At 56.6% G+C, this 20836-nt stretch carries 16 protein-coding genes and 2 tRNA genes; 5 read left to right on the plus strand and 13 right to left on the minus strand.

Features of this window, described 5'->3' with window-relative positions; translation table 11 throughout:
- Positions 1–134 precede the first annotated feature (134 nt).
- Entirely contained in the window at positions 135–866 is a 732-nt protein-coding gene (gene tsaA, locus ELY25_RS11700) for a tRNA (N6-threonylcarbamoyladenosine(37)-N6)-methyltransferase TrmO (protein ID WP_126951463.1), read from the plus strand.
- A 10-nt stretch (positions 867–876) separates the two neighbouring features.
- Here tsaA and purC read toward each other — a convergent pair whose 3' ends face one another.
- From purC to dapA, 3 genes are all read right to left on the minus strand, one after another.
- The gene (purC, locus tag ELY25_RS11705) at positions 877–1593 is read right to left on the minus strand and encodes a phosphoribosylaminoimidazolesuccinocarboxamide synthase (protein ID WP_126951464.1); all 717 of its coding nucleotides are present in this window, start codon (positions 1591–1593) and stop codon (positions 877–879) included.
- A gap of 30 nt (positions 1594–1623) precedes the next feature.
- Entirely contained in the window at positions 1624–2607 is a 984-nt protein-coding gene (bamC, locus tag ELY25_RS11710) for an outer membrane protein assembly factor BamC (protein WP_126951465.1), read from the minus strand.
- A gap of 92 nt (positions 2608–2699) precedes the next feature.
- Positions 2700–3584, minus strand: coding sequence for a 4-hydroxy-tetrahydrodipicolinate synthase (gene dapA / locus ELY25_RS11715; protein ID WP_126951466.1), 885 nt, complete (start codon positions 3582–3584; stop codon positions 2700–2702).
- A 252-nt stretch (positions 3585–3836) separates the two neighbouring features.
- On the opposite strand from dapA, the gene ELY25_RS11720 reads away from it, so the two are divergent.
- The gene (locus ELY25_RS11720) at positions 3837–4313 is read left to right on the plus strand and encodes a peroxiredoxin (protein WP_126951467.1); all 477 of its coding nucleotides are present in this window, start codon (positions 3837–3839) and stop codon (positions 4311–4313) included.
- Between the two features lie 133 nt (positions 4314–4446).
- Here ELY25_RS11720 and ELY25_RS11725 read toward each other — a convergent pair whose 3' ends face one another.
- Together ELY25_RS11725 and ELY25_RS11730 are read right to left on the minus strand one after the other, a co-directional pair.
- Positions 4447–5544, minus strand: a complete 1098-nt coding sequence (locus ELY25_RS11725; RefSeq protein WP_126951468.1) for an AI-2E family transporter — start codon at positions 5542–5544, stop codon at positions 4447–4449.
- Positions 5541–5804: a sulfurtransferase TusA family protein gene (locus tag ELY25_RS11730; protein ID WP_126951469.1), complete on the minus strand. Its 264-nt coding sequence runs from the start codon at positions 5802–5804 to the stop codon at positions 5541–5543. The genes ELY25_RS11725 and ELY25_RS11730 overlap by 4 nt, the downstream gene beginning before the upstream one ends.
- Before the next feature lie 154 nt (positions 5805–5958).
- Between ELY25_RS11730 and ELY25_RS11735 the strand changes: the two genes are divergently transcribed.
- Positions 5959–7419, plus strand: a complete 1461-nt coding sequence (locus tag ELY25_RS11735; protein ID WP_126951470.1) for a M48 family metalloprotease — start codon at positions 5959–5961, stop codon at positions 7417–7419.
- 102 nt (positions 7420–7521) lie between these two features.
- On the opposite strand, the gene nadA is transcribed toward ELY25_RS11735, so the two are convergent.
- From nadA to purL, 8 genes are all read right to left on the minus strand, one after another.
- Complete coding sequence (gene nadA, locus ELY25_RS11740) at positions 7522–8550, minus strand: quinolinate synthase NadA (RefSeq protein WP_126951471.1); 1029 nt, start codon at positions 8548–8550, stop codon at positions 7522–7524.
- 353 nt (positions 8551–8903) lie between these two features.
- A tRNA-Lys gene (locus ELY25_RS11745) sits at positions 8904–8979 on the minus strand.
- Between the two features lie 62 nt (positions 8980–9041).
- A tRNA-Lys gene (locus tag ELY25_RS11750) sits at positions 9042–9117 on the minus strand.
- Between the two features lie 282 nt (positions 9118–9399).
- Entirely contained in the window at positions 9400–10278 is an 879-nt protein-coding gene (gene rluB / locus ELY25_RS11755; protein ID WP_126951472.1) for a 23S rRNA pseudouridine(2605) synthase RluB, read from the minus strand.
- Positions 10262–11083, minus strand: a complete 822-nt coding sequence (gene scpB, locus ELY25_RS11760; protein ID WP_126951473.1) for an SMC-Scp complex subunit ScpB — start codon at positions 11081–11083, stop codon at positions 10262–10264. Before scpB ends, rluB begins: the two co-directional genes overlap by 17 nt.
- A complete protein-coding gene (locus ELY25_RS11765) occupies positions 11080–11979 on the minus strand; it encodes a segregation and condensation protein A (protein ID WP_236995729.1) in 900 nt (299 codons plus the stop codon). The genes scpB and ELY25_RS11765 overlap by 4 nt, the downstream gene beginning before the upstream one ends.
- A 129-nt stretch (positions 11980–12108) precedes the next feature.
- Positions 12109–13869 (minus strand): DNA repair helicase RadD, encoded by a 1761-nt coding sequence (gene radD, locus ELY25_RS11770; protein ID WP_126951475.1) that lies wholly within the window; start codon positions 13867–13869, stop codon positions 12109–12111.
- Between the two features lie 124 nt (positions 13870–13993).
- Positions 13994–17929: a phosphoribosylformylglycinamidine synthase gene (gene purL, locus ELY25_RS11775; protein ID WP_126951476.1), complete on the minus strand. Its 3936-nt coding sequence runs from the start codon at positions 17927–17929 to the stop codon at positions 13994–13996.
- Positions 17930–18111: 182 nt separating this feature from the next.
- Between purL and mltF the strand changes: the two genes are divergently transcribed.
- Positions 18112–19578, plus strand: coding sequence for a membrane-bound lytic murein transglycosylase MltF (mltF, locus tag ELY25_RS11780; RefSeq protein ID WP_126951477.1), 1467 nt, complete (start codon positions 18112–18114; stop codon positions 19576–19578).
- A 288-nt stretch (positions 19579–19866) separates the two neighbouring features.
- Positions 19867–20772 carry a polyprenyl synthetase family protein gene (locus ELY25_RS11785; RefSeq protein WP_126951478.1) on the plus strand — a complete coding sequence of 302 codons (906 nt, stop codon included), beginning with the start codon at positions 19867–19869 and terminating at the stop codon, positions 20770–20772.
- Positions 20773–20836: the final 64 nt, after the last annotated feature.

Genomic DNA, 20836 nt, shown 5'->3' on the forward strand with positions numbered 1-20836 from the left:
CACCTCTACGCTAATGTCGAAAGGAAGGTTACCTGTGGTGCTCGGCGCATGACGCCAGGCTACTGGATACCTAGTCTGCTTTATACCTAGGTTGCTTTATACTAAGGGCACCTATCTCAGCATAAGGCAGTATGATGCGCAACGCCCGCCAATGTGCACCCTTTACATTAACGACCATTGGTTATGTTGAGAGCGACTATCCAGACAAGTTTGGCATTCCCCGCCAGCCGGGCCTGGCGCCAGCAGCTGATGCTTCTCTTGTACTGGTGCCGCCCTATAACGATCCGCTAACCGTGCGCGGCTTGGAAGACTTTAGCCACCTTTGGGTGTCTTTTATTTTTCACCAGAGCCCCGAGCGCTGGACGCCACTGGTACGCCCGCCCCGGCTGGGCGGCAATCGCAAGGTAGGTGTATTTGCCAGCCGCAGCACGCACCGCCCTAACCGGCTGGGGCTGTCGCTGGTGAAGCTTGCCGGTATTGAAGCCCGGCACGGCGTGCGCTTGAAACTTGAAGGCTGCGACCTGGTAAACGGTACGCCGGTGGTAGACATCAAACCCTACCTGCCTTGGGCGGAGGCACGCCCTGATGCCAGCGCTGGCTTTGCGCCCGAGGCGCCAGCCCTTTTGAACGTAAGCTTTAGCCAAGACGCACTGGAAACGCTGACAATGCGTGCCGACAGCACTACCCTGCACGCTTTAATCACCCAAGTGCTGGGTCAGGACCCTCGTCCCGCCTATAAGCGTGCTGAAGAGAGCGGGCGCGTCTACGGCGTGCGCCTACGCGACGTGGATGTGAAATTTTGCGCCTTGCAAAACGACGAAGCCACCACGTTGAACGTGGTGGCTATCGACTTGGCCACAGAGTAGCGCAATCAGTTTAAGCGGGGAAAGTGATGCCCAAACGGCGGCCGACTTCCTCGTAGGCTTCGATCACGCCGCCCAGGCCTTGGCGGAAGCGGTCTTTATCCAGCTTCTCGCGGGTGTTGGCATCCCACAGGCGGCAGCCATCCGGCGAAAACTCATCGCCCAGCACCACTTCGCCCTTGAAGATGCCAAACTCAAGCTTGTAGTCCACCAGCAGCATATCGCCTTCGGCAAACAGGTGCTTGAGTACATGGTTGACCTTGAAGGTGAGCGTCTTCATCTTGGTCAGTTGCTCAGGCGTTGCCCAGCCAAAGGTTTCCGCCAGCGATTCGTTGATCATCGGATCGCCCTTCTCGTCGTTCTTCAAGAACAGCTCAAAGGTCGGCGGCGTCAGTGCAATGCCTTCTTCAACACCCAGGCGCTTCACCAGACCGCCAGCGGCAATATTGCGCACCACACACTCTACCGGGATCATCTGCATTTTTTTCACGAGACTTTCAGTAGGTGAAAGCTGCTTTTCAAAATGCGTAGGAATACCCGCTTCCTGCAAGCGCTCCATAATGAACGCGTTGAAGATGTTGTTCACCATCCCTTTACGGGCAAGGGCTTCTTTCTTCTTGCCATCAAACGCGCTGGTGTCATCACGAAAATGCAGCACCAGCAGGTCCGGATCATCGGTGGTATATACAGACTTTGCCTTGCCGGCATAGAGTTCTTGGCGCTTTTCCATGAGAGCTCCGAAGGGGATCAAGTAAACGGGTTAACGTAAATAGCTTGCGACACGCTCGATCAGCTCACGCTGATCGTCGGCGGTGAACACCCGCTCGCTGGCGTTGACGGCACGCAGAACGGTCTGGTTACCATCCGGCTGCAGAATCAGGCGTATTTCTTGTGGCATCTGGCGCACGTCCCGACTGAAGACGACCTGCAGCGGATTGCGGCCGCGTTCGGTCTCAGTCATGTAATCAACCAGAAACTCGTAGTTTTCAGGGTGGGTGGCCAGTAGGTTACGCTCACCTTCCCGGGTAAAGTCCAGGGCCAGGTAGTGGTTCAGCTCGGCCCATACACGGTCGACCGGCTGAGGGATAACAGCCTCCCAGTCGTCACCTTGCTGGCGGATCTGCAGCGTTTGCTGCGTATTAAGGCGCTGCGCGTTCCAGGAAGAAGCCACGCTTTGCGATGCGCTGCGAGCGCCTAGGTACTCTTCTAGGGCGTCCAGGCAGTTCGCTACAGTCTGACCACCGCGCTCACAACGTACCTCACTGCTGCCCGCGCGCATGGCGCTTTGCAAGCGCAGGTCAGCCTGGGAAGTAGTAATCAAGCCCTGCGATACATCGCTTTGCTGCACGCCAAGCTGACGACTATGCGCAAAGGCTTCCAACTGCGGCCAAACGGCCCCTGTATTGGCGGCGATGACCAACCAGCTTTGATCACCTACCTGACGGCGCTCAACGTATTCAGACTCCAAGCCACTGCCAATGGCCAGCGACTGGGGCGGGCGTATTTCTGCCGCTTCCTTGATACGCGCGCCCTGTACGGCCGCTTGAGGAACGGGTAAGGCATCCTGATAGCGCTGAGCATTGCGGGTCTCGGGCAGCACCAGAGGCGGGGCCGGGGCAGCTTCCGTGTAGTCCAGGTTGCGGTCGTGGTAATAACCATCGCGCGCGCACCCAGCCAGGGTGACAGCCGTTACGAGTGCCAGCGGTATCCATTTTAGCGCACGTTTTTCAAGCACAGAGCTCATCAAGCCACCTTAACAGTCAACAAATCAGCTGCCCGACACACCTCGAGTGCGCCGGGCAGCAAAAGGTATCGCGCCGGGGTAATGGAAGAGCATTACTCCTCGATCACACCCGCCATTTGCATCGCTTCACTCACAGTGGCGTGGTATTTATCAGACAGCCACGTCAATGGCAAACGAATCCCCGCATCCATATAGCCCATGCGGTTAAGCGCCCATTTTACCGGGATGGGGTTCGACTCAACGCCCAGATTGGTATGTAGCGGCATTAAGCGGGTATTGATTTGATGCGCTTTATCAGCATCTCCAGCAACAGCGGCCGCACACAGTTCATGCATCGCCTTCGGGGCAACGTTTGCAGTGACGGAAATATCGCCATGCCCACCCATCAGCATAAAGTCGCAGGCGGTTGCATCATCACCTGAGTAGAGCATGAAATCGCTGCCTTTCAAGCGAGCAATTAGATCTTCTGCGCGCTCAAGGTTCCCGGTCGCATCTTTCAAGCCAATAATGTTGTCCACACCGGCTAGGCGTACCACGGTTTCATTGTACAGATCAGAGCAGGTACGGCCCGGTACGTTATACATGATGACCGGCAGCTTGCTGCCTTCTGCCACGGCTTTGAAATGCTGGTACAAGCCTTCCTGCGTCGGCTTGTTGTAATACGGGCACACTGACAAGCAGTAATCAGCGCCTACTTCGCTGGCGTAACGGGCAAGTTCCACGGCTTCCGAAGTCGCGTTGGCTCCTGTCCCGGCAATCACCGGAATACGGCCGTTAACTTCCTCGACCACGCTTCTGATCACGTCAAAGTGCTCGGCAAATGACATGGTCGTTGGCTCGCCCGTGGTGCCTGCGGCCACAATACCGTCAGTCCCGTTCTCAAGGTGGAAATTTACCAGACGACGAAGCGCCTCCCAGTCGATGTCGCCATTGACTTTCATCGGCGTCGCCAGGGCGACGATGCTGCCTGTGATCATCCGTTTATTCCTCACCTGCAAAATTATGAAATCAAGCCCAACACGGGTAGTGAGACAAGGAGTCGAACTGCTGACTAAAGCAACAGTATTATCGCCCTTTTGGGCTTACAGAGGGTAAATGGTACTCAGGCGATTCATGCCTGTACAGCGCAAACCGCTGTGAGTTTGTGACGCATGCCTCTTGCACCTTTGACATGCAGCCTCAGGTTGCGTGTAATCACCCCAACCTACTGCCAACGATAAGGAGTTTCCATGAGCCTTGAAATAGGCCAGCCTGTAGCTGATTTTTCTGCCAGCGCTACCGGTAATACCACCGTAACGCTATCGGAGCTACGCGGTAAACAGGTCGTTATCTACTTTTACCCTAAAGCCAGTACGCCGGGATGCACCACCGAGGGCGGCGACTTTCGTGACCGTAAAACCGCATTCGATGAAGCCAATACCGTTATTCTGGGTGTCTCGCGAGACAGCTTGCGTGCCCAGGAAAACTTCAAGGCCAAGCAAGATTTCAACTTTGCGTTGATTTCTGACAAGGATGAAACGGTCTGCGCACACTTTGATGTGATCAAACTCAAGAAAATGTACGGTAAAGAGCATCTGGGGATTGAGCGTAGCACTTTCTTGATCGATGCAGACGGCAAACTGGCTAATGAATGGCGTGGCGTTAAAGTACCGGGCCATGTTGATGAAGTACTGGCAGCGGCGCAAGCGCTCAACGCCAACCGCTAATCAATAACGCCCGCCGGTTTCTAACCGAGCGGGCGCAACGTCTGGCCATTAAAGCCTACCTATTTATCTGCTCTTATCTATTTATCCATAAAACGCAATAACACACCGCGCTTTCCAGCCGCCTGCATGCGGTCTATGAATCCACCCTCACAATGCCACTCGTCCTTTCCTGTTCATTGATACCTCGCGGCCACGCATAGGTAAGTGCCTTGAGTAGCGTTGCCAATGGAATAGCAAAAAACACGCCCCAAAATCCCCAGATCCCGCCAAAGAACAGTACGGCCACGATAATGGAAACCGGATGAATATTGTTGGTTTCGGAAAAGAGTACGGGAGAGAGCACATTGCCATCCAACGCCTGAATAACACCGTAGGCCACCAGTACGTAAAAGAACTGGTCGCTCAAACCAAAATAGAAGCCGGCTACCGCTGCTACAGGTAGAGTAGCTACCGCCGCCCCGATAAAAGGCACCAGCACTGAAAATCCAACCAACACGGCCAGCAGCGCTGTATAAGGCAACCCAAAGAAGGTAAAGGTAAAAAACGCGACGGTGCCCACAATCATGATTTCGATGAATTTACCGCGAATATAATTTGCGATCTGGTGATCCATCTCTTTCCAGATTCGCGTTAATAACGCGCGTTTCTGGGGCAGCAACGAAAGCGCAAAACCTACCAGCACCTCGCGGTCTTTAAGCATGAAGAACACCAGGATAGGCACTAATACCAGGTAAATGATTAACGACATCACATTACCCAGCGAAGCCAGGGAAAGCGTCAGGGCGCGCTGGCCCAACTGGCTAATTTCCCGGCTCGCCACGCCAATCCAGCTCTGCATTTGATCCGGGGTAATCAAGTTGGGGTAGCGCGCCTGCATCTCATCCAACCACAGCTGGCCGCTGGCAAACATCCGCGGCGTTTCTTGAACAAGCCCGACCAACTGGTTCCAGATAAGCGGCATCAAAATAAACGCCAGGGTTAATAGCGCACTGACAAACGCCAGAAATATGATAATAACCGCCAGCAAATGCGGCACGCCGCGACGTGTCAAAGCGCCCACAACACCTTGCAGTAGGAAGGCAACTACCAGCGCGGTAAAAAATGGTGCCAGCATGCGGCCAAACAAGATAATGGCGGCAAAACCCGCGATCAGTATCAGCAGCAAAACGAGCGCTTCTTCGTCGGAGAAATAACGCTCAACCCAGCTTTTTAAAATCGTTCGCATGGTCATGAACGCATATCCCCCGCCTTGCGTATCCAAAAAAAGTACTCATCTTCGCGTTGCTCTCGGGCTTCCATGGCATGACCACTTTGATCGGTGAAGGAGGCCATATCTCGCCAGGACCCTGCATCGGTCGCGCGCACTTCCAGCAACTGCCCGGCAGCAAGACCGGCGAGCGCCTGCTTGGCTTTCAGCAATGGCAACGGGCATGGCAACCCACGTGCATCCAGCACGTCGTCAGGTTGAAGACCTGTTGTTGGTTCAGACATACGTACTCCCAAAAAATGCCTGCATGATCACCGCATTGTTGCATAAACTGTTTACGTTGCGATGCTCGATGACTATTTGATTTAACGGCACTTCACTGCATCAATCAATGTCACAGGTTGACCGCTGCGCCTTACTCTTATAAATGAGGATGCCATGCCGCACTTACGGACTGTTTACTCGCGCGGGCTTCGCGCGCTTGTCATTGCTTGCAGCCTTAGCGTATTAAGCCCCCTAAGCTACGCGCTCAATGACTACCACCTGCCCTCGCTTGGCGGTGCTGCGTCATCGGCTACCAGCGAAGAGTTCCGGTTAGGACGCGCCTGGCTACGCCAGTTCCGTGCGCAAGCGCCTCAGTGGCAAGACCCTATCGTCAGCGACTATTTCGAAAACCTGGTGTCACGCTTGATCCCCTATAGCCAGCTAGGCGGTCTGCAGATCACTACCGTGATGGTGGATAATCGCTCCCTTAACGCCTTTGCGGTGCCTGGTGGCGTTATTGGCATCAATTCAGGGCTGTTTGCATTTGCCGAAGATGAAGGCGCGTTTGTGTCAGTTATCGCTCACGAGCTGGGCCACCTCTCTCAACGCCACTACGCACGCGGAAGCGCCCGCGCCGAACAGACGCAGCTACCCGCAATGGCCGCGATGCTGGCAGGCATGCTGGTAGCCGCTAGTGGTGGCGGCGATGCCGGCATAGCCGCTGCCATGGGCTCACAGGCGGCGCTGATCCAGGACCAGCTCACCTATTCACGACGCTTTGAGCAAGAGGCTGACCGCATCGGCCTGCAGGCCATGGCAGACGCCGGGTACGACCCGCAATCGATGGTGCGCATGTTTGCCGCCATGCAGCGAATGGCCCGCCTGCAGGGCGGCACGCCGCCCGAGTTTCTGCTGACCCACCCCGTCTCTGATAGCCGTTTGAGTGATGCCCAGGCACGCGCCTCGCAGTTAAGCGTAGCCAATGTGTACACCAGCGATACGCTTTATGACATGATGCGCGCCCGCGCGCTGCTGAGCATTTACAGCAGCTCACCGCAGCAAGCCGCCTCTCGGCTTTCCCAGGAAGGCGCCGAGGAACCTGCAAGACGCTATCTAGATGCACTGATTGCCGCACGCAATGGCCAAACCGACCGCGCCCTGCAAATGATTGACCAGCTAGCGACCGAGCTTCCCGATTACGGCATGCTGCCCGCCTCAGGTGCCAACATTGCCTTGAATGCCCAGCGTTATGATGACGCTATTACCCGCAGTCAGCGTTTGCTGAGAATAATGCCCGGCTATTTACCCACCCAACTGACACTGGCCGAAGCGCAGTTGCAGCGAGACCCAGCCGCTGCCTACGCGCTCCTCAACGATATCACGTCACGTCACCCTGAGAACCCTCAGGGCTTCAACCTGCTTGCCGAGGCGGCAGGCCGGAGTGGGCGCAATAGCTGGGGGCACTTGGCTCGCGCCGAGCACCTGCAGCTTACCGGGCGAGTGGATCAGGGCATACGCCAGCTCTCGCTAGCGCGTGACGCCGCTGAGCGGGATAACGACCAACAGGCGCTGGCACGCATTGAACAGCGCCGCGAGGCCTTTATTAAATACCGCGAGACGTTAAAGGACTTCTAAAAGCGTCGGCGCTGTCTGCTACTGCCTTACTATTGCCAATAAAAGCGCCCGGCCTGTTGGCACAGCCGGGCGCTTTATATGGAGCCTTGCTAACACGCACAATCAAGCATTGAAACTGAGCATTCGCTCCAGAGGCTTGAGTGCACGCAGGCGAAGCGACTCATCGATATAAATTTCGCCGCTACCGTGGCGTAAGGCGCCTGCCAGATTATCCAACGCGTTCATCGCCATCCACGGACAGTGGGCACAGCTACGACACGTGGCGCCGTTTCCAGCCGTGGGCGCTTCAAACAGTATTTTGCCCGGCACTGCTTGCTGCATCTTAAAGAAAATACCCCGGTCCGTGGCCACAATCAGCTTATCATTGGGCAGTGACTGGGCTGCTTTAATGAGTTGCGAGGTAGAACCAGCCACATCCGCCATGCTGACCACCGACGCTGGCGATTCTGGATGGACCAGGACCGCTGCCTCGGGGTAAAGACGCTTTAAATCCTCGATTCCCTTGGCCTTGAACTCTTCATGGACAATACAGGCACCGTCCCACATCAGCATATCGGCACCGGTCTTTTTCTGGATATAGCTACCCAAATGCTTATCCGGTGCCCACAGGATCTTTTCGCCCCGCGCCTGCAAATACTCAATCACCTCAACCGCGATGGAAGAAGTCACTACCCAGTCAGCGCGCGCTTTTACAGCCGCTGAGGTATTGGCGTAAACCACCACCGTGCGCTCAGGATGAGCATCGCAGAAAGCGCTGAATGCTTTCTCCGGGCAGCCGATATCCAGCGAGCAGGTAGCCTCGAGGGTGGGCATCAATACGCGTTTTTCAGGCGAAAGAATCTTGGCCGTTTCCCCCATGAAACGCACGCCGGCCACGACCAGAGTGGTGGCATCGTGGCGCGCACCAAAGCGGGCCATTTCAAGGGAGTCTGCCACACAGCCGCCGGTTTCTTCAGCCAGCTGTTGAATCGCATCATCTGTATAGTAATGCGCGACCAGTACCGCATTGTGCACCTTGAGTAGCTGCTTTATTTCTGCAACACGTGCCTGGTCTTCAGCAGGAATACGGGTCGGGCAATAAGGGCTAGGCAGCGGAGCATCAAGCTCAGCCTGAGAAGTCATCATAGTCATCGTGTCTACCACTGTGACGAACAGGGAATCCCCCTGTTAAACACCCGTCGCGGTCTGTGTGATCCACACCTACCGCTCGCGATTGCAACAAGCCGCTGCGTCTTTCGCGGTGGCCTGCTGCGCTACTAGCTATGTTCTCTTTACTGCTATCAAAATGACTCTTTCTTGCTAGTGAGTCAGCTGGGTCATATTGTGAGTCAGCTGGGTCATATTGTCAGCCAGCTCCCAATGATTGTGGTAGCAAAGCAATACTTGCCGCAAGCGAAATATAGTAAGGGAAATATAGTCTGCCGTTCCATGTTAACGCGCATAGCAAAACGCCCTTGGTAGCAAGCTACCAAGGGCGTGGAATTTGGTGGGTCGTGTAGGATTCGAACCTACGACCAATTGATTAAAAGTCAACTGCTCTACCAACTGAGCTAACGACCCAAATTCTTGCTTACTTAATTTTTACAGCAACACCGTTCAAAACGGCTGTTACATCATTCGAATGGTGGGTCGTGTAGGATTCGAACCTACGACCAATTGATTAAAAGTCAACTGCTCTACCAACTGAGCTAACGACCCCCTCGAACGGATGCATATAGTACAGACACACCTTATGAATAGCAAGGGCTTTTTTGCCTTCCTCCCCCTTATCTTTTGGCTAAAGGGGAGAAAGGCCATTACATACGTACAAGAAGCACAGGGGGCGTTCGCGGTCGTCCTCTCAATTTTCCGACTGATTATCGGAAGATTTTGGTCCAGCCTGAAAGCGAGGGGCAGTCAGCGGTCAAGGAGCCTATTTTTAGGCATGCTTAACTACCCTGGAAGACAAAAAATTACTCTATATGCCAAAAAAACAATCACTTAATGGCGATCAGACTTAGGCTTGGGTTTGCGCATGGTTTGTACCGGCCGGCGCTTATTCTTATCGCGGCTCCAGCGGTTCTTTTCATCAGGCGTAAGCTCAGGCACTTTGCGCGTTTCTAGATTAGCAAGCGTAGACAGGTCGTCGACCTCATCTTGAGAAAGCTCTACCCACTCCCCAGCTTTAGCGCGCTTATCAATAAAGATATTACCGTAGCGAACACGCTTTAAGCGGCTTACGGTAAGCTCTTGCGACTCCCACAAGCGACGCACTTCGCGGTTTCGGCCTTCCAGGATGACAACGTGGAACCAGGTATTGATACCTTCGCCGCCAAACTCCTGAACATCGGTAAAACGTGCCGGGCCATCTTCCAACATGACACCATCGACCATGGCAACGATGTGTTCGCGTTTTACTTCACCCATAACGCGAACCGCGTACTCACGCTCGACCTGGGTCGAGGGGTGCATCAAACGGTTGGCAAGCTCGCCGTCTGTGGTGAACAGCAGCAGGCCACTGGTGTTGATATCCAGTCGGCCAATTGCGATCCAGCGTTCACCTTTCAAGCGCGGCAAGCGATCAAATACAGTACGACGGCCTTCAGGATCTTTACGGGTGCACAACTCACCTTCTGGTTTGTTGTACATGATGACTCGACGCGGCGCTTCGTTCTCGGGACGCAGCGTTACCGGGCGATCATCAAGGCTGACCTTATCGCGAATTTCAACGCGGTCGCCTAGCTTGGCTACCTGGCCGTTGACCTTTACCCGGCCATCGGCAATCACGGTTTCCATTTCACGCCGCGAGCCAAGCCCTGCGCGAGCAAGTACTTTTTGCAGCTTTTCACTGGTGGGAGGAGTGTTATTGCTCTGAGTCATGATCGTCTGACCTCATGTCATTGGTCTGCGTACGCGCGCTGTCATCATTTGAGCGCTGCGCACGTGCCGCGAGCCGTGCTTCCAAGTCAGCAAAACTCAGCGGCTGGGTTAACGCCGTCTCGGCGTGTTCGTCGGCTATCTCAGCCGTCTCGGGTGGCGCATCCTGCACGCTTCCAGACGTTTCGTCCAGTATTTCTTCTAGGGTTTCTTCGTCATTATCAGCGTAGGATAGCGCTCTGGCTTCTTGCGGGCTGGACGCTTCTGTATCGCCCATATCTTCCCAATTGGCAAGTTCATGCATGGGCGGCAGAGCATCCAGCGTTTTGAGGCCAAAATCGTCCAGAAAGCTACGCGTGGTGGCATAAACCGCTGGCCGCCCGGGCACATCACGGTGCCCGACAACGCGGATCCAGCCGCGCTCCATCAGGGTGCGCATAATCGAGCTGCTGACACTAACCCCTCGAACTTCTTCGATATCCCCACGGGTAACGGGCTGTCGATAAGCAACCAGCGCCAGCGTTTCAAGCAGGGCCCGCGAATAGCGCTGAGGGCGCTCATCCCATAAGCGCGATACCCAGTGTGACAGTCGTGGACGGATACGCAGCTGAAACCCGGAGGCGGTCTCGACCAGCTCCAGGGCGCCCTCCTTGTGGCGCTGTGAGAGCCGCGCAAGCGCGTCACGCAGCTCACGCCGAGCGGGGCACTCATCTTCAAGAAACAGGGTTTCAAGCCGCTCCAGTGCCAACGGTTCGCCTGCAGCAAGGAGCGCCGCCTCAATAATATCGTCTAGGGTGGTATCTCTCATGGCGACTTCTCGTCAGGCTCAAAGGCGGACTCTTCGAAAGCGGACTCGCCCACATCAGACGTTTCAAAGGCACCCTCTACCCCATCAACCAGCGTAGCGCTGCGCGCGCGCACGTGAATGGGCGATAGCGGCGCGTTTTGAACAATTTCGATCATGGCCTCTTTCGCCAGTTCCAGGATTGCCATAAAGGTCACCACAACGCCTGCACGCCCTTCCTCCAAAGTAAACAGGGCTTCAAAGGGTGTATAGTGCTCGTTGGTCAGCTGCTCCATTATCTTGAGCATGCGCTCACGGGTCGAGAGCACTTCCCGGCTAATTTGGTGAGCCTTTACAAGCTCGGCACGTTTGAGAATATCGGACAGTGCGCCGAGCAGTTCATCAAGTTCCACATCGGGATGAATGACCCGTGCCTCAAGAGGCGGCAGGCCAGCCTGAACGCTAAACCAGTCGCGCCCCATGCGAGGTAGCGTATCCAACGTTTCCGCGGCGGCCTTTAAGCGCTCATACTCCTGAAGCCTGCGAATAAGCTCGGCACGCGGGTCTTCTTCGTCCTCTCCTTCGGCCTTGGGCGGCCGCGGCAGCAGCGTGCGTGACTTGATCTCAGCAAGCATCGCCGCCATCAGCAGGTACTCACCGGCAAGCTCAATCTCCATGGCCTGCATCAGCTCTACGTACTCAATGTACTGATGCGTAATAGCCGCCACGTTGATGGTCAGAATATCCAGATTCTGCCGACGGATAAGATACAGAAGAAGATCCAGCGGCCCCTCGAACGTTTCCAGAAATACGCGTAGCGCCTCAGGGGGAATGTATAAATCCTCGGGCAACTGGGTAATCGGCTCGTCAAACAGCCGCCCAAGCGCCTCCTTCACCGGCTCGAGCGTTGGGGTAATCAGTTGGTCTGGATCAACAGTGGCGCTTTGTATCTCGCTCACGCAGTAGAAGTCTCTTGATCAATGGGCTCAGGCGCGCAGTGTAACAAAGTCGGCGCATAGCGAGGTGTGGCGTTTGAAGTAGCTCCCACTTTAGCCAGCCTCGTCCGCTTTGCGGTAACGTCCTTGATAATCGAAAAGCTTGTCACGAATCTGAAAATGCCGACCTGCCTTACGCCCAACCACAAAATCCGGATGGCGTAAGCGGCGCTGTTCGTTAATCACTTCCTCGGGTGTTACCGGCTGCCAGGAAGCGCCCGGTGCACGCAGGTGGCGGCGCAGGAAAACTGCATAAAATGCCCGGCGCTGGGCCGGGGTTTCCAGAGCAAACCATTCACAGAGCGTGATGCCATCCTCATCGTGATAGGTAACTTTCAAACGCGGCAGCCCACGTCCGTTGTTAGCCGCTTCCAGCTGCATACCGCTGACCCGCAGCACCCGGGCATCCTTGAGTCTTAATGCATCCTTGAGCTTATCATCCGCATCCACCAGCAGCTGCTCGCAGCCATGGCAGCGTCGTGCGGCAATATCGTTTTCGGTGCCGCAGTTATCACACACCTTGAAGCGAAAGCGAAAATCGCACTGGGTGCGTTTCCCGGCCTCATTTTCAATCAGCCCCTGGCAGCGGCGGCCAAAGTGCTCGATCACTAGCTCGCCATCGCGCTTGCCCCAAAAAAGATTGGCGTGACCACAGGCCGGACACTCTACCTGAACAGGCTCATTGTCGCCTGGCGGTTTAGGCTCGCCCACTTCCGGGGCATATAGATCCCAAGGATTACCGGCGTAATCCAGAATCAGACAGTCTTCCTTACCTTCAGAGAGGCGCAGACCTCGCCCGGCGATCTGCTGATAAAGGCTCACCGACTCCGTGGGCCGCAGTATGGCAATCAAGTCCACATGCGGTGCGTCAAAACCAGTAGTCAGCACCGAAACATTCACCAGGTATTTAAGCCTTCGTGCCTTGAAAGCGTTTATCAGCTCAGTGCGCTCGATGGAAGGCGTTGAACCGGTAATAAGGGCCGCTTGATCAAGCGGTAAATACCCCATGACTTCTTCGGCGTGGGCAACGGTGGCAGCAAAGATCATCACACCCTGGCGTGAAGCGGCGCGCTCAATAATCTGGCTGATAATCATGGGCGTGGCGCGATTACCGGCGACCACGCGGTTAAGTTCCGCCTCACGATAATGTCCGCTTTCAGCGGGCGCCAGCAGGGAAAAGTCGTACCCTTCGATCGCCATGTCCAAACGTTTTGGCTCGGCTAGATAGCCCTGCTTGACCATCAGGCGCAGTGGCTGCTCGAACACGCAGTCGCGAAAAAAACTCTCCTCACTGCCGCGCACCATGCCGTGATAATGGCGGTGATAGATAAACCCCTGCCCCAGCCGATAAGGCGTGGCAGTCAGGCCCAGCACCTTGAGATTGGCATTTTGCTTGCGCAAGTGGTCAATCACCTGGCGGTAGCTGGCATCTTTACCCAGCGATACACGGTGGCATTCATCAATCACCAGCAGCGTGAAGCCTGCATCGTTGAATGAATCCAGATTGCGCACCACCGACTGCACTGAACCAAACACCACCTGGCGGGAAGCCTCCTTACGCTTTAGCCCCGCGCTGAAGATATCCGCTTCAAGCCCATAGGCCTGGTATTTGGCGTGATTTTGCTCGACCAGCTCGCGCACGTGGGCCAGCACCAGCACGCGCCCCCGGGCAAGCCGAGCCAGCTCGGCAATGACCAGCGATTTGCCGCTGCCGGTAGGAAGCACCACCACGGCAGGCTCGCTGGAGGCGCGAAAGTGCTCCACAACGCGTTTCACGGCATCTGTCTGGTAAGGCCGCAAGGCAGGTGACGACATAGCGCTCCTTCGGCAAGAAATTGGTTGAGCCAGGCATCCAAGCACCCGGCAGTAGTACGCTATCAGCGATAACGGCGGCCCCAGGGCCGCCGTCATGCGTTGCTACTGCCTTACAAAGTGGCGTTTAGCCTACCCATACCCGCGCATTGCGGAACAGGCGCAGCCAGGCACCATCCTCTGTCCATTCTGCTGGCCGCCAGGAGTTTGTCACTGCCCGAGTAACACGCTCCGGGTGGGGCATCATGATCGTGACGCGGCCATCCGGCGTGGTTAGTCCGGTAATGCCCGACGGTGAGCCGTTGGGGTTGGCCGGATAGCGTGTGGTTACCTGCCCGTAGTTATCAATATAGCGCAGCGCAATCTGGTTGCTGGACTGCATGCTGCGCAGGTGTGCGGTATCACGGAACTCGGCGCGACCTTCGCCATGCGCAACCGCGATAGGCAGTTGAGAGCCTTCCATACCGGCCAGCAAGATCGAGGGCGTCTTCTCAACCCGCAGCATGGCAACCCGCGCTTCAAACTGCTCAGACTCGTTGCGCACAAAGCTAGGCCAGTTTTCAGCTCCCGGAATCAGTGACTTGAGCTGCGACAGCATCTGGCAGCCGTTACACACGCCTAATGAAAAGCTGTCGTCGCGGTTAAAGAACGCCGCAAACTGATCGCGCGCCCGCTCATTGAACAGCACCGATTTCGCCCAGCCCCCGCCGGCGCCCAGCACATCGCCATAGGAGAAGCCGCCACAGGCGACCAGCCCCTTGAACTCATCGAGGCTAACGCGACCTTCCAGAATATCGCTCATGTGCACATCGACCGCGTCGAAACCAGCCTTGTCGAACGCCCAGCCCATCTCGACCTGGCCATTCACGCCCTGCTCGCGCAGTACCGCCACGGCGGGTTTTGCGGTGTTGATGAACGGTGCGCTGATGTCTTCATTGATATCGAACGTCGGTGTTGCGAAAAGACCCGGATCGCGCGCGTCGAGCAGGTTGTCGAACTCGTTCTTGGCGCATTCGGGATTATCACGCAACGCCTGCAGGCGATAGCTGGTTTCTGACCAGGTACGCTGGGTCAGCTGACGCGTGGTTTCCAGCAGCGGCTCTTCAAACAGCGTTACCCGCACCTGGTCATCGTAACGTGGCCGTGCGATCACGCCACAGGTTTCAATGCCCGCCACGGCGAACTGGGAGAGCACTTCTTCGGTGTGCTTGCGGTTGACCTGAATGACCGCGCCAAGCTCTTCAGAGAACAGCGCGTTGAGCGCTTCAACCGGCTCATCAATCATCCAGTCGAGCTTGATTTCAAGCCCGGCGTGGGCGGCAAAGGCCATCTCAAGTAGCGTGACCAGCAGGCCACCATCACTGCGGTCGTGGTAGGCCAGCAGCTTGCCGTCACGGTTAAGGCCCTGAATCACTTCAAAGAACGCCTTCAGGTCTTCCGGATCATCCAGGTCCGGGCAGGTATTGCCCACCTGGCCATAGACTTGGGCCAGCGCAGAGCCGCCCAGGCGATTCTGGCCGTTACCCAGGTCGATCAAGATCAGATCCGACTCGTCCTGTTCCAGGTTGATCTGGGGCGTCAGGGTGGCCAGGGCATCGGTCACCGGGGCAAAACCGGTAATCACGGCCGCGAGCGGCGAAGTAACGCTTTTCGCCTCCAACTCACCCTGGGCATTCTCTTCCTGCCAAGCAGTGCGCATGGACATCGAGTCCTTGCCTACCGGCACCGCAATCCCCAATTGAGGACAAAGCTCCATGCCGACCGCATACACCGCATCATACAGCGCCTGATTCTCGCCAGGATGATCGGCCGCGCTCATCCAGTTGGCGGAGAGCTTGATATCCCCCAGCTTGGCAATCGGCGCCGCCGCCAGATTGGTAATCGTCTCGGCGACCGCCAACCGTGCGCTGGCTGCGGGGTTAATCAAGGCCACCGGCGGACGCTCGCCCATGGCCATCGCTTCACCGGCATGGGTGTCGTAACTGGCGGTCGTGACCGCCACATCAGCAACCGGCACCTGCCAGGGGCCGACCATCTGGTCGCGGGCCACCTGGCCTGTGATTGAACGGTCGCCAATGGTAATCAGGAAACTCTTGGAAGCCACGGCAGGCAGACGCAGCACACGATCAAGCGCTTCACGAAGGTCCAGGTTATCCAGCATCACCCCGGAAAGCTCGGGTTCGTGGCGCTCAAAGCTGCGCTGCATTTTCGGCGCCTTGCCGAACAGCACGCTCATGGGCAGGTCAATCGGCTTGGTATTGAAATGGCCGTCGCGCACTTCCAGGTGATGATCCGCCTGGGCCTCACCCACGACCGCGTAAGGACAGCGTTCGCGCTTGCACAGCGCATCAAAGGTAGCCAGGTCTTCAGCCGCCACCGCCAGCACGTAGCGCTCCTGAGCTTCGTTACACCAGATTTCCAGCGGACTCATTCCCGGTTCGGCGTTGGGTACCGCGCGTAGATCAAAAAGCCCGCCCCGGTTGCCGTCTTTAACAAGCTCTGGAAGCGCGTTGGAAAGCCCGCCTGCACCCACATCATGAATAAAGCAGATCGGGTTTTTATCCCCCAGCGCCCAGCAGCGGTCGATAACCTCCTGGGCACGCCGTTCAATTTCCGGGTTTTCCCGCTGTACCGAAGCAAAATCCAGATCGGCGCTTGAAGTACCGGAAGACATGCTGGAGGCAGCACCACCGCCCAGGCCAATCAGCATCGCTGGGCCGCCCATCACGATCAGCTTGCCGCCAACCGGAATATCGCCCTTCTGAACGTGCTGGGCGCGGATATTGCCATAACCACCGGCAATCATGATCGGCTTATGGAAACCACGCCGTTCAATGCCGCCTTCGTTGAGCGACTCCTGCTCGTAAGTACGGAAGTAGCCGGTGAGATTCGGGCGGCCAAACTCGTTGTTGAATGCCGCACCGCCAATCGGTCCTTCCAGCATGATATTAAGCGCCGACTGCATGCGCTCGGGCTTGCCGTAATCGAACGCTTCCCAGGGCTGCACGAATTCGGGAATACGCAGGTTTGAAACGGTGAAACCTGACAGGCCAGCCTTGGGCTTGCCGCCGATACCCGTGGCACCCTCATCACGAATTTCGCCACCCGAGCCGGTCGCCGCGCCAGGAAACGGTGCAATCGCCGTGGGGTGGTTATGGGTTTCCACCTTCATCAGGATATGAATGGGCTCCTGATGCGCACCGTAAAGCGCACGCTCATCATCAGCGCTGGTCAGTGGCGTCGCGTAAAAACGCCCCGCCTGGCTACCCTTGATGACCGCCGCGTTATCGCTGTAGGCGGAAAGCACGTTATCGGGGGATGTGGCGAACGTGTTCTTGATCATCTTGAACAGCGAATGGGCCTGAGGCTCGCCATCGATCACCCAGTCGGCATTGAAGATCTTATGCCGGCAATGTTCGGAGTTGGCCTGAGCGAACATCATCAGCTCGATATCCGTCGGGTTGCGTCCCAGTTCGTTGAAGGCATCGACCAGATAATCGACTTCATCCTCAGCCAACGCCAGACCCAGCTCACGGTTGGCCGTCACCAGCGCCTCACGGCCATTGTTCAGGATATCTACGCTACCCAGCGGCGCCGGGGCGTGATGGGCAAACAGCCTTGCCGCATCAGATGCGTCATCAAGCACGGTTTCCGTCATGCGGTCGTGCAGCAGTGCCGCCACGGCCATCAGGCTCTCTTCGCTGGGCGTTGTGCTAAACCCTACCCGGTAGTCGACACCACGCTCAATGCGGCGAATTTCCGACAAGCCACAGTTATGGGCGATATCAGTGGCCTTGGATGACCAGGGCGACTGCGTGCCTAGGCGTGGCACCACCAGAAAACGCTTAGCGTTGTCCGGCGCTTCCACCTGGGAAGCGGTGCCATAATCCAAAAGCTGCGTCAGACGCTCGCCAGAGGCGTCGCTGAGTTCTTCACGGTGGTCAATAAAATGAACATAGTGGGCAGACAGCGCCTCCACCTCGGGAACACGTTCACGCAGCACCGTTAACAGCCGTGTATGACGGAAGGCAGAAAGGGCGGGCGCGCCTCGCAGTTCGAGCATATCCTGAAGCCTCTAGAGCAGGGAGAATTCGAGCAGGGAAATAGCAGGCCGCTATACGGCCCCTTAAATGACACTGATTAGACACTATGATACTGGAAAGCAGCGCCCACACGAAATCAACAAGGTGACAGCATGCCCCTGCCTGGGTATCGTGGCAGCTTGTTTCATGCCGAAAAGCCCCCATGTCAACGTTGATCCACCCACATTTCATAGCGCATTTTCGCCGCTATTTAGCGTTAATTTTCATCACATTACTGATTTTCTTCCCGACGTTTCCCAATGTGGGGCCAGGGGAGCATTTAACGCAGATTCAAACAAAAGATTTCATCACCGCGCAGACCCGTAACACCCCAACGACCTACTACGAAGGTCGCCAGGGGCCAACCGGGTTTGAGTACGAGCTGATGCACCTGTTTGCCGAGTATCTCGGCGTCAGCCTGAACTTGAATGCCAAACATAACCCTGAGAGTGTTCTGTCGGCGGTGCGGGAACAGGGTGATCTTGGCGCGGCAGCTTTGCCGCTACTGCCCGCAACGCCCGGAGTCCACTACACCCGCCCAATCATCCAGATGCAGCCACTGGTGGTTTATCGTCGTGGCCTCTATGGCATACAGGAACCGGGCGATCTGGTGGGTCTGGAGCTTGGCACGCTAAGCGAAGCAGGTACCAGCGAGGCGCTGCGCGAACTTCAGCGCGACTACGCCGCCTTAAGCTGGAAAGAGTCTTCCGAGCTGGAAGTTGCCGAACTGCTTGCCCAGGTAGAGAACGGCATGCTGGACGCCGCGGTTATCTTTGATCATCAATTCCGGCTCAACCGGCTGTTTTTTCCCAACGTTGAACGCGGCTTTCTGATTGGCGACCCGCTCTCCATGGTGTGGGCCGTGCCCCGTGGGCGCGGGCTGGGGCTGCTGGAAGCGGCCAACCAGTTTCTGCAGGACCTGGATGAGAGCGGCACCCTCGACCACCTGATCAACCGTTACTTCGGCCACGACGACTACCTGGAGTACGTGGGCACCCGCACCTTTCTTGCCCATCTGGACGCCCGCCTGCCCCAGTTTGTCGATCTGTTCCAGCTGGCAGCCAGCGAAACCGGCTTCGACTGGAAGCTGCTCGCCGCCGTAGGTTATCAGGAGTCACACTGGGATGCGGAGGCGGTATCGCCAACCGGTGTACGCGGGCTGATGATGCTGACCCACCCCACCGCCAGCGAAATGGGCGTGGATAACCGCCGCGATGCGGCCCAGAGCATTGACGGCGGGGCTCGCTACCTGCGCAGCCTCAAGAACCGTCTTCCGGAAAGCATTACGGGCAACGACCGCCTGTATATGGCCATGGCGGCTTACAACATTGGCTTGGGGCACCTTTACGATGCGCGGAAAATTGCCGGAATGCGCGGCGGCGACCCGAACCTGTGGCGCGATGTTCGCGAAGCGCTGCCGCTTTTACAGCACGAGGAGTGGCATAGCCAAACGCGCCACGGCTATGCGCGTGGTGGTGAGCCGGTGATTTATGTGCGCAATATTCGCCGCTATTACGAAATGATTGAGTACGTGGAGCGCAGCCGCCAGCAGTTTTTTCAGCTGGAGCAAGCAGGCACTGACAACATGCCGCTGCTACCATTTGAACTTATCCCACCGTTAAGCCAGTAGCGCTTTACCTCGCCGCCTTCGGCCCAACCCTGCGTGCGTACCCCATTTTTATATAAAAAATAATTACCTAAACTGGGGAATTAAAGAAAATTCGCGACATTTGGATTACGCTTTTCTAACGGCTGAATAAAATACGCTCATCATCAGCGTTAGTTGCGTTAACACCACGTCAGACGCAGATTCTGTAAAGTGCTATGAAGGAACATGCTGGCCTGTCACTCGTGGCCGCCACACACTTTCAGCGACTGACAGACATATCGCCATAATGGGAAACCAGGGATTGCTTTAATGAACGCCAGCGTCGATACACTCTCAAGCTATGAAGACGAGTTGCAGGCACTGCGCGACGCGCTTCAAACACGCCTTGCGCAGCTGCTGCCCGAAGGGCATGAGCACGACCTGGTATGCGCAGCAATGCGCGAAGGAACCTTGGTACCGGGCAAACGCATCCGTCCGCTGTTATTGATATTGGCAGCCCAGGATTTAGGCTGCAAATTAGGACAGCCAGGGCTTCTCGACTTGGCCTGTGCAATCGAAATGGTCCATGCGGCCTCTTTGATTTTGGATGATATTCCCTGCATGGACAACGCGCTGCTGCGCCGCGGCAAGCCCACCATTCACCGCCAGTTTGGTGAGAATGTCGCCATTTTAGCGGCCGTTGCACTACTCAGCCGGGCTTTTGGTGTCGTGGCAGAAGCTGAAGGCCTTCGGGATGTCTGCAAAACCGAGGCGGCCGCCGAACTGTCCCGTGCGGCTGGCCTGCAGGGCCTTGTGCAGGGCCAGTTTCGCGACTTAAGCGAGGGCAGTCAGCCACGCAGCGCCGAGGCAATTCTCTCGACCAACACGCTGAAAACCAGCACGCTATTTGAAGCGACGCTGCAAATGGCCGCCCTGGCAGCGGGCGCCTCTACGGAAGTCCGCCAAACGCTGCGCTGCTTTGCGCAGGACCTGGGGCAGGCCTTTCAATTGCTGGACGACCTTTCCGACGGCTGCAGTACCACCGGCAAGGACATCAACAAAGATAGTGGCAAATCGACACTGGTCGCCATTCTCGGCCCTGAGGAAGTACATCAGCGCCTGCAAGAGCACTTGAGCAGCGCCGATGAGCACCTTTTACATGCCTGCGGTCAAAAGGCCGTTACCCGACATTTTATGCGCCGCTGGTTTGAAAAGCAGTTGACCATGTTCAGCTGATTTCCCATACGTTATAGCGCAGCCCTTACTATCTTCGGCGAGGGAAGCCGGTAACTGGGCCGTG

The sequence above is a fragment of the Vreelandella populi genome (genome assembly GCF_003989825.1).
Classification (GTDB): Bacteria; Pseudomonadota; Gammaproteobacteria; order Pseudomonadales; family Halomonadaceae; genus Vreelandella; species Vreelandella populi.